General features: G+C 66.2%; 12 protein-coding genes and 2 pseudogenes. 9 read left to right on the top strand and 5 right to left on the bottom strand.

The annotated features are described in order from the left end of the window. Positions 1-7 precede the first annotated feature (7 nt). Positions 8-1105, bottom strand: coding sequence for an ImmA/IrrE family metallo-endopeptidase (locus tag OG241_RS09545; protein WP_405775409.1), 1098 nt, complete (start codon positions 1103-1105; stop codon positions 8-10). Between the two features lie 239 nt (positions 1106-1344). On the opposite strand from OG241_RS09545, the gene OG241_RS09550 reads away from it, so the two are divergent. From OG241_RS09550 to OG241_RS09565, 4 genes are all read left to right on the top strand, one after another. Continuing rightward, complete coding sequence (locus OG241_RS09550; RefSeq protein ID WP_405775407.1) at positions 1345-1521, top strand: hypothetical protein; 177 nt, start codon at positions 1345-1347, stop codon at positions 1519-1521. A 905-nt stretch (positions 1522-2426) separates the two neighbouring features. Further along, entirely contained in the window at positions 2427-3002 is a 576-nt protein-coding gene (locus OG241_RS09555) for an SLATT domain-containing protein (protein WP_371658331.1), read from the top strand. Positions 3003-3004: 2 nt separating this feature from the next. Further along, positions 3005-4318, top strand: a complete 1314-nt coding sequence (locus OG241_RS09560) for an SMODS domain-containing nucleotidyltransferase (RefSeq protein WP_405775405.1) — start codon at positions 3005-3007, stop codon at positions 4316-4318. Positions 4319-4635: 317 nt separating this feature from the next. Further along, a complete protein-coding gene (locus tag OG241_RS09565) occupies positions 4636-5610 on the top strand; it encodes a hypothetical protein (RefSeq protein WP_405775403.1) in 975 nt (324 codons plus the stop codon). A gap of 78 nt (positions 5611-5688) precedes the next feature. Here the strand turns inward: OG241_RS09565 and OG241_RS09570 are convergent, their stop codons facing one another. The 3 genes from OG241_RS09570 to ltrA are packed head-to-tail and all read right to left on the bottom strand — an operon-like array spanning position 5689 to position 8739. Beyond that, a complete protein-coding gene (locus OG241_RS09570; RefSeq protein WP_405775401.1) occupies positions 5689-6111 on the bottom strand; it encodes a hypothetical protein in 423 nt (140 codons plus the stop codon). Beyond that, complete coding sequence (locus tag OG241_RS09575) at positions 6108-6932, bottom strand: IS5 family transposase (protein WP_405775399.1); 825 nt, start codon at positions 6930-6932, stop codon at positions 6108-6110. The genes OG241_RS09570 and OG241_RS09575 overlap by 4 nt, the downstream gene beginning before the upstream one ends. Before the next feature lie 43 nt (positions 6933-6975). Next, a complete protein-coding gene (gene ltrA, locus OG241_RS09580) occupies positions 6976-8739 on the bottom strand; it encodes a group II intron reverse transcriptase/maturase (RefSeq protein WP_405775397.1) in 1764 nt (587 codons plus the stop codon). A 1089-nt stretch (positions 8740-9828) separates the two neighbouring features. On the opposite strand from ltrA, the gene OG241_RS09585 reads away from it, so the two are divergent. The 5 genes and pseudogenes from OG241_RS09585 to mug form a co-directional block, all read left to right on the top strand. Further along, positions 9829-10674, top strand: a complete 846-nt coding sequence (locus OG241_RS09585; protein ID WP_405775395.1) for a PIN domain-containing protein — start codon at positions 9829-9831, stop codon at positions 10672-10674. A 190-nt stretch (positions 10675-10864) separates the two neighbouring features. After that, positions 10865-12040: a DUF6236 family protein gene (locus tag OG241_RS09590; protein ID WP_405814768.1), complete on the top strand. Its 1176-nt coding sequence runs from the start codon at positions 10865-10867 to the stop codon at positions 12038-12040. A 394-nt stretch (positions 12041-12434) separates the two neighbouring features. After that, on the top strand, positions 12435-12749 hold the full coding sequence (locus OG241_RS09595) for a hypothetical protein (protein ID WP_371658335.1): 315 nt from the start codon (positions 12435-12437) through the stop codon (positions 12747-12749). A 110-nt stretch (positions 12750-12859) separates the two neighbouring features. Then, positions 12860-13030, top strand: a pseudogene (locus OG241_RS09600) (IS110 family transposase); the annotation flags it as partial. Positions 13031-13252: 222 nt separating this feature from the next. After that, positions 13253-13717 (top strand): annotated as a pseudogene (gene mug, locus OG241_RS09605) (G/U mismatch-specific DNA glycosylase); the annotation flags it as partial. Between the two features lie 163 nt (positions 13718-13880). Here the strand turns inward: mug and OG241_RS09610 are convergent. Continuing rightward, entirely contained in the window at positions 13881-14111 is a 231-nt protein-coding gene (locus OG241_RS09610) for a hypothetical protein (RefSeq protein ID WP_405814769.1), read from the bottom strand. Positions 14112-14943: the final 832 nt, after the last annotated feature.

A 14943-nucleotide genomic window follows, 5' to 3' on the forward strand; every position in this document is an offset into this window, starting at 1 on the left:
AGCTCCTTCAGTACGGTGGCAGAGGCGTGGTGCGGGATCCTTCGACATACAGGTGCTGAAAGTCCTCGGGCAGCAAATGTGCGCAGGCCGCCGCCGATTCGAGGGTGAGACCGTGCTCGTCGAACAGGGTGCGCACGAGCGCGGGCACGGCCCGGGGCTGCTCACGGGGAATCTCTACGGGCTCGGCCATGCGATAGCCGAGCGCGGACATCTCGATGATGACCGTGCGGTGCTGCCATTCGGTCAGCGCGCCCAGATCGAGCGCCCGGCGCAGTAGTGCGCTCATCGACACCCGCCAGATCCGCTTCAACTCCATCAGCTTCGGCAGGTCCACCCTGCCCGCGAAGGCGCCCCGGATGTCTGCGGCGGGCATCAGTAGCTCCGCCGCGAAGGCGTCGGCCTGCTTCTCCTGCTGGGAACCGGCGCCGGGTTCCGCATGCATGACGAGGTGCCCCAGTTCGTGGGCAACGCTGAACCGGCAACGATCCCCCGGCGCCAGGTCGTTGACGAGGAGCAGCGGGGCGCCGACGCCGTCCCACTGACTGACCGCATCGAGCAGGTCGCCGCCGAGGTCGCGGACGGCCACCACCGCTCCGGCCGCCTCCACGACCGAGATCATGTCGGGGATCGGGCCGGCCGGAAGCACCCAGGCTTTGCGCACCTGCCGCGCCGCATCCTTCGCGGTCGTGCGGGCGGAGAGCTTCACGCGGAAGAACCGGTGCTCTTCGAGCGGTTTCTCGGCAGCCGCGGCGATCTCCTGGACCTGCACACGCGTCAGAGCCAGTTGTGCATGCACCCGCCGCAGCGCGGAGACTGCGAGCGCGGCCTTCTTGCGGTGGTGGACCAGCCCCACGCCGACCCCACCCACTTGCGGGTCAAGGCACAGCAGGCCGGACGGGTAGCCCAGAGCGGCCGCGTACCACTCCAGGCGGTCGTCCGTGACCGTCAGGCGGCCCGACTCGGCACGACTCACGTATCCCTGTGAGACCACCGTCGGTTCCGGCCCCGAGGCCTTCGTCATGGCGGTGGAGACCTCCGCCTGTGTCATCCCGCGGGACTCACGCAACAGCATGAGCATCCCAGGGTTCGCCTGCACATCGGCCATCCTTCACACCTCCTCGAAGCCTCGCATCAGACCTCAGAATAGCACCACGAAATATTCCTCACTCGAAATCTAGTGCGGTGCGCCACCGGCCCTGTCCCGGGGCAATCCGCCCGACGGTCTGCCAGTCCAGCTCGGCACTTCGTCTCAGCGGCACACTCGGGCATGCCAAGGCCCCTTCGACTGACGACCTTGGAGAGCAGCAGGGGCTCCCCCGCGTACGGCGGACCGTTCTGGTCGTATTGCTGTCAGGCGACGGCACCGCTGTCCTTGTTGCCACCATCGCCCGCGTCCTCAACAGCCACGTCCTGCCGGACATCGGCACCCTGACACGACTGGAGGACGCACTCGACCACCAGCTCTGGCCCGGCCCCGCAGCGATCCGCGCCTCCCCAGCAACCAGACGCCGGCCGATCTGACTCGTCGGCGACGCCCTCAACCGCCGGATCACCGCCTGATACTTCTCAGAAGTCGAGCCTGATCTGCTCTTCTGACGGAGCACCAACCGGGTAGGAGGGCCGGCCACCCGGCCCTCCTACCCGGTTGATACGTCGGCGTCTCGTGATGAGCATCCCCGGGTTCCGGTGGCGCCCCTGGGGAGACGCTCTGCTGCCACCGGCCGGACACGACAACGCTGCTGATCGCCGAAACCCCTGACAGCCTCACACGAGTGCATCCAGTCCCCGACGCGAAACAGCGGAGGACCGCGCCAGCGGAAGGCCGACCAGGCGCAGCGGGCAGTCGGGCAAGCGATGCCGCGTAGGTCGAGCGGTCTGTTGAAGGGGTCGTGGCCGCCGAGGTCCGTGTTCTGGGCCTGAGTTGGGGGTGCTTCACGTCGAGCTGCGGCTGACGGCGAGCGGTCCCCGCGTGATCGAGGTCAACGTTCGGCCGCCGGCGACTCGCGGGCCGTACCGTCGCACGACGCAGGGGGCTTCGGGATGGTCGCCGCCTACGGAATCACCAACGCGCACGCGGCACAGGCGCCGGCGAGGTACCGGGGCCAGCCCTGGTCCGCTCGGATCAGCACCAGTTGCTCTAAGCCTTGCTCTCGCCCGGGCCTGGAGCCAGCAGCTTCGCGGGGCCGTCGCGAAGAAGGAGGGCGAGTGGCTCCGCGGCATCGTGTCCAGCGCTCTCCGCTACTCGCGCGAAGCAGGAGAGGGCCGTGGGGCGGGCCGGATCGAGCGAGGCCTGAACGGGAGGTAGCTCGAGTCGGTCGGAGTGTCAGTGGTCGCCGCCATACTCAGAAGATGTGCACCTGACGTTCAGGCGCATGTCCAGGAGTCCTCGACCGAGTGGGAACGAATTGACACGCGAAGGCGAAGCGGTGCCCGACCGCGACCCGTACCTTCTGGCGCAGATGCGAGAGGCCTTCGGGCGCGTGGTCTACAGCCACAAGACCCATGAGAAGCAGGCGGACATCTGCTTCACCAAGCACCGGTGGCAGCAGGGCGTCCTCATTGCTCTCACCGCGATCAGCTCGGGCACCTTCCTCGCCGCGGTGGTCGGCCTACTCGGCAACGCAGTGCTGACGAGCCTCACGACCTCTTCTATCGCGCTCCTGGTCAGCTGGATGAGCCTTGGGGCGCAGACCTTCAAGTTCGAGGAGGAGTCCGAGGCCCACCGCGGCATCGCCTCTCGGCTGTGGGACGTCCGGGAGTCCTACATCTCCCTCATCGCAGACCTGATGTCCGGCACCGTCTCCAACGCGGAGGGCCGAGAGCGGCGGGACGAGCTGCAGCAGGCCGCGCGCGACGCCTATGCCGACGCGCCCAGGACGAGCAGCAGGGCGTTCGCGCGCGCCCAGGGCGGGCTGCAGAACAACGAGGAGATGACGTTCACCTCGCGCGAGATCGACCTCTTCCTCCCGGAGGCGCTCCGGCTCGGCGAAGGCGAGGCATGACGATGAAGACCTCAGAGATCTTCGAAACACTGCTCAAGAACCTGAAGGTCGGGGAGACGGCCACGACGGTCGCCTCGCGCCGGGACGAGATCACGAAGGCGCTCAACAAGGACTTCCGCGACAAGGACGGCTGCACCGACTACAAGCTGATGGTCGGATCGTTCGGTCGGCACACCGCGATCAAGGGAGTGTCCGACCTCGACATGATCTTCATCCTCCCGCCCGGGATCCGGTCGAGCTACGACGGGGACACCGGCCCGCGGAGGATTCTCGAGAGGGTCCGCGGCGACCTCAAGGCGCGGTACAAGAACACTGAGATCCGCGTCGACCAGTGCGTCGTCCGAGTGCGGTTCACTTCCAACGCCTTCAAGTTCGAGGTCCAGCCGGCATTCGAGAACGCCGACGGCAGCTTCGACTACCCGGACACGAAGGCTGAGGGCTGGAAGGTCACCAAGCCGCGCGAGGAGATCGCCGCGACCAAGGAGTGCAACGACCGCACCTCGACGAACATGCGCCACCTCGCCCGGATGGTACGGGCATGGAAGAACGCGAACGGCGTAAACATGGGCGGCCTGCACATCGACACCCTCGTCTACAACTTCTTCGACCAGACCGACGACTACGATGCAGCGGACACAGGCTCGTTCGACCTCATGGTTCGCGACTTCTTCGAATTTCTCAAAGATCAGCCGGAGCAGGAGTACTACCTGGCGCTGGGCAGCCGGCAGCGGGTCCACGTCAAGGCCAAGTTCCAGCCGAGGGCGAAGAAGGCGTACAACCGATGCCTTGAGGCGATCGCGGACGAAGGCAAGACGTCCGCCAACAAGAAGTGGCGCGAGGTGTTCGGGACCTCGGTGCCGCTGGCGAAGAGCGCGAGCGAGTCGTCCCGGTCGTTCAGGGACACCGAGGAGTTCATCGAGGACGAGTTCCCGGTCGACGTCTCCGAGACCGTGTCCATCGATTGCGAGGTCACGCAGGCCGGATGGCGTCCGACCTGGCTCCGCACGATGCGTCGCGGCGGGATCTTGCTCAAGGCCGACAAGAGCCTAAGGTTCGTGGTCACCCACTGCTCGGTCGAGGAGCCCTACACGCTGAAGTGGAAGGTGCTCAATCGTGGTCCGGAAGCCGAGCAGCGGGACAAGATCCGCGGCCAGATCGTCGACTCGAGCAAGCGCGGGGTCCGCATCGAACACTCGGACTTCAAGGGCGAGCACGTCGTCGAGTGCTACGTCGTCAAGGACGGGGTCGTCGTCGCTCGGGACCGGATCGACGTGCCGGTCAGCAACACGAGCGTCAAGACGGCGAACGTCTTGTAGGGAACGGATCCTCGGAGCGCGACGAGGCCCCGCCGAATCTGCCGGGGTCTCGTCGCATCAGGCGCATCCCCCCGTAGGGTTGCAGCATGAGCAGTTCTCTCGCTGCCATGCCCGAGTCCCTGCTCAACGCCGAGATGGCCTTCGCGGGCAAGTGGTACGGCGTTCGCTGCGCTGCGCTCCGAGGATCCCAGCAGGTTCGCAGAGCAGATCGTCGGCCTGCTCCGCGGCGAAGCAGATACCGCAGAAGCGGAGTTCCGGCAGCTTCGAGACCTCGGCTGAGGCTGGTTCTCCGTCGGACGCTTCCGGAGAATGGTGCCGTGGAACGGCGGATCGACTTCTCGCGCGAGCGGCAGATGCTGTGCGGCGGCTGCGGCCGTCGCCTCGTCGTCGACCTGGACTGGATCGACCGATGGGAGCAGGGCGGAGAGAAGTGCCCCGGCTGCGGCCTGACGTGCGAGCACGAGGACGCGCCCCGGGTGACGGTCGATCCCGGCGACCCGGCGCTCGACGACGACAGGGTCGCGCAGTTCTCCTGGTACCACACGAGCACGCAGCCGGACTGGCCGACGAGGTACTTCGATCCGGCCGCCGTCCTCACGCCCGAGACCCGCATGATGATGGGCGGCGACAGGCTCGTCGCCGCCTGGGCCGCACGCCAGCGGGCGAAGGCGCTCCACATCGGCACGTACGAGGCTGCTGTCCACAACATGCTGCGTCGGATCCACGACCAGGCCGACGACCACAGCCAGTTCTATCTGTACCGGATCCGTCTGGAGCCATCCGTCGTGGTGCAGGTGGGGTGGCTCGTCGACCCCGGCAACTTTGTCGGCGACGTCGTGCTCGACGAGGTCTGCCCGCCAGGCGTCGACGTCGCCCGCTATCTGAACTACCACGAGGATCCGGGAGGGCTCTCGCTCGCGCTGGGGAGGGACGCGATCGCCAGCGTTCAACGGATCGCTGTTCCGCTCTCCGACACCTGGGACGGCGGCTGGGTGCGCGATTCCGTTGCGGCTCTCGAGGGCGTGTGCGGCACCGTCGTCCCAGCAACCGGCAAGCTGGCCCGCTTCATGCGGCCATCTTCGTCGCAAGCCGTCCTGGGCCGAAAGCTCGGTGCGTTCCTGGCCAGCAGACTGCCGGCCAACCTTCAGGACCAGTTCGCGTCGGCCGTGGCGTTCGCGGAGGGAGAGGATCCAGAGGAGTGGGCGCGGCGGACCAGCGGCCTGTTCGATCTGATCGACGATCCGACTCGTGTGCTGGCTGCGCTCAGCCAGCAGGATCCTCGGGAGGTCTGAGAGTGCGGAACGTGAGCTCTTGTCCGTTTCGTAGTTGAGGTTGGACAAGGATCGCTGGTCATGGGCGCGAGATGGCCCTCAGGCGCCGGGGCGGGCGAACAGGCCGGGTTCGGGCTCGGCGAGGATGCCGCGGCTGACCAGGCGCTTCAGTTTCGAGCGGATGCCTTCGGTGTTCTTCGGGAGGATCGGCAGGTCGAGGGCCTGGCAGAGGTCGCGGGCGCGCATCGGCCGGCCCGTGTCGGCCAGGGCGGTGAGGATCTGCTGGTAGGCGGGGTGGTCCGGGATGTCGGGGCCCTCCGGCTCGGTGGCGGGTGAGGGCAGTGGGAGAGTGAGGAGGGTCTTGCGGGTGATGCGCAGGTTCTCGCTCTCCGCGTCGAGTTCGCCGAGTTGCCGGGTGAGTTCCTCGATGCGGGCCCGGAACTGCCCGGCCTGGTCGGTTAGTTCACGCTCACGGTCCGCGATGTGTTCCAGGATAGCTTTGACCTGCGGGTTGTCGCTCATGCGGTCCTCCAGGAGGCAAGGGTGGCTCCGGTGAGGCGGCGGCTCATGACGGAGGTCATCGCCCACAGGACGCGGGAGCGGGAGGAGGCGGGACGGTGTTCGTAGTCGCGTACGAGACGGCGGTAGAACATCAGGATCCCGTTCGTCTGCTCCACGATCCACCGCTTGGCCTGCGGAACGAACCCGCGCTGGTCCGGGTTGCGTTCGACGATCTCGACGTCGATGCCCACGGTCTTGCCGTGCTCGACGACCTTGTTCTTGAAGCCCTGGTCGACCAGGGCCTTGGTCACCGTGTCGCACTGTGCGGCGACACCGTCCAGCAGGGCGATGGCGGCGGTGTTGTCGTGCGCGGAGGCGGGCAGGACGACGCAGTCGATGACGAGGCCCAACACGTCCACGGCCAGGCATCTCTTCCTGCCCGGCACTCTTTTCGCGGCGTCCTTGCCGGTCGTGGTGGCGGGGACGCCGACCGCGACGTGGATACTCTGCGTGTCCAGGACCACCAGGCTCGGATCGGCTAACCGCCGCTTCTTCTCCCGAAGTTGCCACCGCATCAGATCGTGGATGGTCTGGTCGGTGCCGTCATCGCGCCACTTGTAGAAGTAGTACTTCACCGCGCCGGCGGGCGGCAGGTCGTGGGGCAGCAGGTCCCACTGGCAGCCACTGCGGTTCTGGTACAGGATCGCGTTCACGATCTCCCGCATTTCGTATCTGCCCTGATGGCCGCTGACCGACGGATGCGCGGCCTTCCAGGCTGTGATCACGGCCTGTCGGGTAGCGGGGACGCATTGCTGCGTCCCCGCCCCCTCAGAACCGGGCATGCCCGTTTTCCAGGCACCACGGCTCAAGCAAGCCCCGAGGGCTTCACGGTGATGCAGAGACTGCGAGTCTCCTGCGTGTTCTGGCTCGGAGACCACGATGGCAAGAGGCGTGTACCAGGCGAGTCTGCGGTCCGTCCGGCGTGCCGCTCCGCCCGTGGTGAGTGAGGTAGCTGGCGGCTACCGCTCTGCGGACGGTGTTCAGCCACCAGCGTTCCCATTCGTGCGGGGACTGCGGTGGCTGGTTGGCAGTGAGGATGTAGTCCCCGCAGAGTGGACAGCGTCCTTCCTGCTTGGCGAGCAGGTTCAGGTTGTAGTTGTCCAGCGGGGGTTTGACCTTCCTCCGCCTTTTGGCCCAGTAGTCCTGCAGGCCGGGGTCGTCGGGTGACGCCCCGCCCGTGACCAGCTGGTGCCGGACGATATTCGTCCAGGAGAATTTGACCACGTGAAAGGTGCCGCCGCTTTCGCTGGTACAGCCGCGATCGCCGAACACCCAGTAGTCGTTCCTGTACTTGTTGAACTTGCCGTAGTGGCGACGCACAATCCACTTCTTCGGCTTGTTGGGGTGGGAGTGCTTGGCCCACTTGTATGTGAGCCGCCACACATGAGAGTCCAGATCCGAGAAGACCCGGCTGGACACCACCCCACGGTAGTAGGCCGCCCAGCCCCGAATGATCGGGTTGAGTTTGGCGATGACCGCCACCACATTCGATCCGCGAAGGTTTCGCATCTCGTCCGTGAGCCTTTTCCGTATCCGCTTGATCGCCTTCTTGTTTGGTTTGATGATCAGCTTGGACCCGTGAAACTGGCGGAGAGTGAATCCCAGGAAGTCGAAACCTTCGGAGAGATGCACAATGCGCGTCTTCTCCTCGTTGAAGGTCAGTCCTCTGGGGGCCAGCCACGCTGCAAGCCGTACCTTGACCTGCTCTGCTTGCTGCCGAGAGTGACAGCAGGCGACCATATCGTCGGCGTATCGCACCAGCACCGGAGCTCCTCGCGCCGTTTCTCCGGAAGTACGTCCGGATGCGAGATAGCGGACTCCGGCAGCTTCCTCCAGGCCATGGAGTGCAACGTTCATCAACAGCGGGCTGATTACACCGCCTTGAGGTGATCCCTCTTCGGTCGGCGTGTGCAGGCCGTCCTCGACCACTCCCGCTTTCAGCCATCCCCGGATCATTTCCCTGGCCGGGAAGGACCCGATCGCTTTGAGCAGTTGTTCGTGGTCGATTCTGTCGAACGCGGCGGACAAGTCGGCATCCAGGATCCACAGCCTCCTGGCCCGGGAGCCTTTCAGCGTGGAGTAGAGGGCGCCGATGGCGTCCGCACAGCTGCGGCCCGGCCGGAACCCATAGGATTTCGGCTCGAAGCGCGCTTCCCACTCGGATTCCAGTGCGTTACGGACGCGCGCCTGATGGCATCGGTCCATAATCACGGGGATACCGAGCGGCCGTTGTTTTCCATTGGCCTTTGGAATGTACACGCGTCGGACCGGCAGTGGATTCCAGGACGAGCGCGTATGGTGCACACGCAAAGCCACGTCCATCCTGGCCTCGGGTGACAGGGCGGTCTCCCCGTCGATCCCGGCCGTCCGACGTCCAGCGTTGCGCTGAGTCACCTGCCGCACGCTGATCAGCGTGTTCGACCATGATCTCAGCATCAGTCTCTGCAAGGACCGGACCAGGGCCCAGTCCTCTTCCCGCGTCGCCTTGAAGATCCTCTGCCTCAGCCTCACTACGTTGTCCTCGTGGTGACGCCATGCGACGTCGTCCCATTCGCCAACGTCCTTGGGTCCGTTCACCGCGGTGTCCAACTTGCCCCTCGGTTCGGGAGGCCCCGGGCCTCGGTCGTCAAAGGCTCACCAGCCCACGTCAGCTCCCCTTTCGGGACCCGGCCGCCAGGACCGGCATCCGGCCGGTTCCCCGAGACAGCCGCCTGGAGAGGCAACCACATGTCCCGAGTCCCGCTGCCTTTCGGCCGCCGGCATCTGCTTCTTGGGCTTCCTGTCCCGCCGAAGAGTTCCGCCCCTCTCACGATCGGCCTACCGAGCCAAAAGGTCCGGACCCCGACGGGGTTTCCACGTTCCGCGCACACGAGACACGGCCGGGGAGGGCGCCCCCTACACCCCGGGGCCAGCGGTGTTCCCACGACCGGTTGATCGTCCCCGGCCGCCGCTTGCCGCCTCTTCCAGCGGCCAGGCCCTTGCACCCTGGTCCTCGTCCCGTCACCCAAGGCTTGGGCTGACGAGGCATCATCGGGGGTTCACTTGCGTTCGCCCGTCCGGCCTTCCCCTCGCCCGGTTGCTCCCCCGGACGGAGCGGGGGCCCTTGGGCTTCTTCCCTGGGCTTCGCACCCTCACAAGCGGGACCTGTGAACGCACGCCAGGGCGGGGACTGATCTCGAACACTGATCAGGAACTACGCATCCGGTCTATAACCGGCCTCCGATCTGCGAGTTCACTCGAAATGCGCGACTTCGTGTCGCACCGACCAGGGCCCACTGCTCGTCGGAAGCATCACTCGAGTACGGCTTGCGCATGCTCATGCCACAACCCAAGCGAACCCCGAACGCCCAACCGGCCGCGATGCCCCAACATCACACCATCGAGCGATCACAAGCCGGACAGAAGATCACGTACCGCACTCTGAGAACGGCCTGTCCGCTCGTGAAGACTGATCGTCTCTCACAAGCGCCCCGTCAAGCTTCGGCCTGGACCCGAGGCACCTCCTGAACGGTCCGCCCCCACCAGGACGAAGCTGTCGGTCTCCCTGACAGGATCAACGCCATGCTCATAACACCCCGACCGGGGGCTGACCGGAAATACATCCGCCGCCTACTTGCAGAGGCCCACACCAACGCCCTCAACCTCCGGCTTCCAGAGGCGAACGCTTACAAGCGCCTCTTGCGGTACCTCAACTGGGCCACGGACACGGCGAGTGTCCTGCGCTCCCAGGTCAGCGCCAAGGACATCGACACCCTGGTTTTCACCAGCCGCTACCAGGTTCTGCTCGCCAAGTGCGGGACGCTCGCCGGCACGGCCCAGGAACGACTCGTCAACGGCCTGGTGGACCTCGAAATCACTGAACGCGTCCAGGCGTTTGAGGAGGCCCAGGCGGCCCTCGACGCACAGATCGGCCGTTGGAACGGCCCGGAGTGGTTCGTCGTCGCGGACTCCAGTTTTTACATCCACAACCCCATCAAGCTGGCAGACGTCGACCTGCACAAGGTGCTCGGGCTTCCCAGCGGCGAGCACATCCGGCTGCTGTTCCCGATGGTCGTGGTCGACGAACTCGATGCCCTCAAAGAGGGGGGCAAGCAACAGGCTCGCTGGCGCGCCCCCCACACGCTTGGCCTCCTCGACCAAATTCTCGATGGCTCAACGTTCGGGATCCTGCACCGCCAAGAGCTCATCTCGCACGACGGCGAGGTACGGGGCGAGGTGAACATGGAGATCGTCCTGGATCCGCCCGGCCATGTGCGCCTCCCCATCGCGGATGACGAGATCATCGACCGGGCCGTGGCTATCCAGTCGCTTGCCGCACGCCGGGTACGGCTTTTGACCTGCGACACCGGACAGCACACCCGCGGCCGGGCAGCCGGTCTGGAGGTGACCAAGATCCCCACGAAGGATCCCGGACCGGAACCCGGCTGGGAAGCACTGGACAAGTCCGGCACGGGCACGCGAGCTCAGCGCCGAGCGAAGCAGGCCGCCCGCGAGGCCCAGTCCGACACCTCCCACGGCGCGTGAGGCAGATGACCCCGGGGCGGCGCCCTGTCTGTCCTGTGGAAATCGGCTCCCCGCGACCTCGACCGGGAATGCTCCACCTTCGAATGGAACACCCTGGGCCAGTCGTACGAGATTCTCGCGTCTCGGGGAGGGCATGGCCGCGTCTATCCTGAGGCGGAGCAATCTTGCGGATGCCATGGGGGAGGCTGGAATGCGCGATTTCGCGATCTACTACCCGTACATTCACATCCAGGACGACACATGGCTGAAGGCGGCAGCTTTGTACTGGCCGAACATCGGCCGGATCGTTCCGGAGGACTATCCCATTCAGGAGAGCCGCACGGCCGAGGTCCTGAACGGCGAGCTCGGTCTGATGGTCAACGTCTCCCCGGAGTGGTATAGCCAAGAAACCGGGAGGGACTTCCTCCACTTTGTAGAGAGCCGGGTCCACGACCTACGTGAGCAGCTACCAGCTCTTCCGTCGCGGACGGTTCGCGACGCTCCGTTCCACCGAGTGCCGGGGACACCGGCCCGCCACCTCTTGGAGTGGGTCGATCTCGACTCCAAGGGCATGTGCGTGGCTGAGGACATACTTGTCGAGGCGGGGCTCGCGGTGACGGCCGACGACCGCTACGGTCGACGATGGCTTGGCATGCACCCGCGTCTTGCGGCCGTGTTCCTCACTGCGCTAGCGCAGCGTGTCGCGGATGCCAACCAGGCCAAGCTCGTCACGGACCAGCCGGACAGTCTCGGCGACGTGGAGGGCTGGACCTCCGAGGCGATCGCGGGAGCAATACTCGACGGCCCAGCGTGGGGAAGGCCGAAGCCGTACTCGGCCGACGGGGTTGCCGCAATGTATGCGGTTCTCGCCATCCAGACCGTGGTGCCGGCGTCCCTGGAGAACGTTCCTGTCGAGAAGATCGTGGCCGCGCGGAAGACGCTCCATGCCGAGTTCGACGCGTTCCGGGATCACCTGGAGTCGCTGACCGACGAGTTCACCAGACTGGCCGAGACAGATGACCCGGGGATTCTCACCACGCGCCTGGAAGCACTCGCCGATCGCCATGTAAGGGCGCCGCTGGCGGAGCTCCGACGGGGGCTGCGCAGTGTCGGGCTCCAACCGGTCCAGGCGACGATGGGAATCAAGTCACTCAAGCTGCCCCTACTGCCCGCCTTCGCTGCTGCCACGCTCGCGATCCCTGACACCGCGGCGCAGGCGGGACTCCTGGGTGCACTGATTCTCTCGTCGGCCGTGCAGGCCCACACGGCAGCCCGAGAACTACGCGGTGGCGCCGCCGGCTACCTACTCGGACTACACCGGAACGTACAGCCGCACAGCACCTTGGACAGGGTCCTGCTTCGCAACCGTTACCCGAGGCTGCCCTGACCTGCTGGGTCCCCACTGATCCGACAGCGACGGAATACCGGGCCAGCGCCGGCGACTTCGCCCCAGAACAACGTGAAGACGGTGCGCAGTCTCCCGTCCGGCCCGCTGCTCAGGATGCTTCGACCTTTCAGGAGAAAGAGGGCGCAGGCGAACCAGCCGGGCTCGTTTCGATACGGGCCCGCGTAGCGGAGCTTTGAGTCTATGCCGTCATCGGTTGAGGCCGGCCTCGTCAGCGGGTAGTGGCGTCGTCACGCGTGCGCTCCGCCCGTGTCTGGCGGGGCGCCTGGTGCGGGCCTTCGGTGATGCCGCTCACACACTCGCCGGTACGTCTTGCCGCCGTCCTCCCAGCTGGCCAGTCTTCCGCCAAGTGTCTTGAGGGTGCAGGGAGTTGGCCGTGGAGTGCAAGACGTGTTCGTCAGTGAACGTGCAGAGCCTCAGCCTGTTTTGGGAGTCGTTGCCTGCGGGGTCGCCGTTAAAGAAGCGGTATGCGCCGCCGGCTGAGGTGCCCGGCCAGTTGTGGCAGTCGCTGCTGGCTGTGGCCGCGGGTGTCGCGTTCTTGTCGTCGGGGATGGTGCTGCTGGGTGTGCTGCTGGCGGTGGCGGGTCTGGTGTGGGGTGCGGCTGGCCGTGCGGCGGGCGAGCGGTATCGGGGCGCGTTGTCGGAGTGGAAGGCGGCGCGGCTCTGTCTGGCCTGCACGCGGCAGTTTTGAGCGCGGCCGCGGCGTCCCCGGCTGTGCATCATCCGGGTGATTTCTGTGCTGGTAGTACACGCCTTTGGTCTGCGGTTTCCTGGTTGGTGCTTGCGGTTTCGTAGCTTTGCGTGTGCCCCGCTCTGGAGCGGGCCTTCGACTACTCAGCGGCCAAGGGGCCGGTCGTCCTGCTGTCCGAGTACCAGACCCCGGCCGCCCTGCAGCGAGCCGGCGTCAAGCAGCTCGCGGACTGGCTGGCACGACGTGCGGTCCGCAGTGCAGATGAGGTAGCCGCCCGCGCGTGAGGCCGGGGGCCGGAGGCCATTGCTGACCTCCGGCCCCTGTGACGCCTCGCTCGCGTTTCCCAGTTTCCCGCCCGATCAGGCGGGAAACTGGGAAACCTATGGGAAAACGATCATGCAAATCTCGGCGCCGTACTACACGAAGACGCAGCGAACTACCCGAACACGCATGCTGCGTTGCAGGTCAGGGGATCGGCGCCGCTCTGACCTGCCGTATCCCAGCTCAGGAGATTCTTCTGCGGCATCAACCCGGGCCTGATGACAGCGGCGACGGGACACCATTTCGCCCGCCCCGGCAACCGCTTCTGGCCCGTCCTGCACCTCTCCGGGTTCACCCCGAGGCTGCTGATGCCCGCCGAACAGGACGAGTTGCTCTCGTACGGCCTCGGCATCACGAACGTCGTCGCCCGGGCGACCGCACGGGCCGACGAACTGTCGGCGGAGGAGTACCGCGCGGGCGGACGCCTGCTGGCCGAGAAGGTGACGCGGCTGCGCCCACGTTGGCTGGCCGTCGTGGGCGTGACGGCTTATCGGACCGCCTTCGACGAGCGCAAGGCTCAAGTGGGCCCGCAGGAACGCCGGTTCGGCGACACGCGGGTGTGGGTTCTGCCCAACCCGAGTGGCCTGAACGCGCATTGGACGGCGGCGACCATGGCCGAGGAGTACGGGCGGCTGCGGGAGGCGGCTTCATGGGCCCCGCATGTCGGGAAGCGGGCAGGAGCCGGGAGGGCCGACCTCACCGGCTCACCGACCCCTGCCGCTCCCACCGCGAGCCGACGCAAGGTGCCAGGCCGCGGGCTCAAGGGGTAACCACTCACAGTGACTGCACCGGACGGCCCTTGACGTCGGATCAGGGCGCCATCGTCGGGGCGAGAATGAGACCGACCTGGCTCACGATCCGGTACCGGTCGTGTCCCGCGTACAGACGCGTGTGGTCCGCCGCCCATTCCTGCACGTCGGTGTTTCCGTCGTCGAACGACTTGCGTTCGATGCATTTGACGCACTCGACCCACCGACGTGACAGCAGGGTGTCCGCCTCCAGGAGGCGTGCGCGGAGGGCGGGACAGGAGTCTGTCGTCACCGTTGCGCCTTCTTCCAGTCTCCCCCACGCACCGGCGCTGTTCACGCGGCCATTCCTCCGCCGCGGAGACCCCGGGCACCGCCTCCGTGACCAGCCATGGCGCCTTGCCGGCGGAGCCCAGGTCGGCGACTCGGGCCGTCGGAAACCCCTGTTCGGCCAGCCACCGCAGCCGCAGGGCCTCGGCCTCCAGTCCCGGTCCGGTTCCCGTCTCCGCCTTTGCCTCCGCGTCGAGCACCCCGCTGGGGTCCCCGCAGGAACCACAGGGGCCACCTCTACGCAGCCCAGAACCTGAGAGCAACTCGGCCCACACTGCGGAGCGCACAGTGGCCGAGGGAGTGGGTGACGGCTACACCGACGCAGACACAGGCGGTGGACGCGCCGATCACTCAATCCACCACTCCCCGGACCGAGTTCATCGATCTGCCGAGCACCGATCCCCTCCCAGGGCCGACGCGACACAACATCAGATCTTCACCATCCATGACCCCTTTATAGCGATTTCAAATGATTTTGGATAAAGATCCAATCAAAAAACACCCACCCGGAAACCGGCGCAAGGTCACGACCGGCAAGCACGCCCCGGGGTGAATATGACCATTTGCAATGATCTCCAGGCTCGCCCCCCCGAGGCCCGCCCGGTTGATTCCTGAGGCACCTTTTGCCCCCGCTTGACGACCTGAATGCCCGTTACGTGAACCTGTGTGTGATCGATGTGAAGATCTGCCCATAGCCTTCGCCAATGGAAAGATCACGGGGGATTGTCCGTGCGCAGCAGATCAAGATCCGGCAGAACCGGCAGATCCAGCGGAACCAGCCGACCGAGCAGTCCCGG

The organism is Streptomyces sp. NBC_01390, from assembly GCF_045040105.1.
GTDB lineage: Bacteria > Actinomycetota > Actinomycetes > Streptomycetales > Streptomycetaceae > Streptomyces.

Excerpts from the sequence above, each read along its gene's own strand:
- OG241_RS09545 (WP_405775409.1), bottom strand. The coding sequence starts at position 1,105 with ATGGCCGATGTGCAGGCGAACCCTGGGATGCTCATGCTGTTGCGTGAG.
- OG241_RS09560 (WP_405775405.1), top strand. The coding sequence starts at position 3,005 with ATGAAGACCTCAGAGATCTTCGAAACACTGCTCAAGAACCTGAAGGTC.
- OG241_RS09570 (WP_405775401.1), bottom strand. The coding sequence starts at position 6,111 with ATGAGCGACAACCCGCAGGTCAAAGCTATCCTGGAACACATCGCGGAC.
- OG241_RS09575 (WP_405775399.1), bottom strand. The coding sequence starts at position 6,932 with ATGCCCGGTTCTGAGGGGGCGGGGACGCAGCAATGCGTCCCCGCTACC.
- OG241_RS09590 (WP_405814768.1), top strand. The coding sequence starts at position 10,865 with ATGCGCGATTTCGCGATCTACTACCCGTACATTCACATCCAGGACGAC.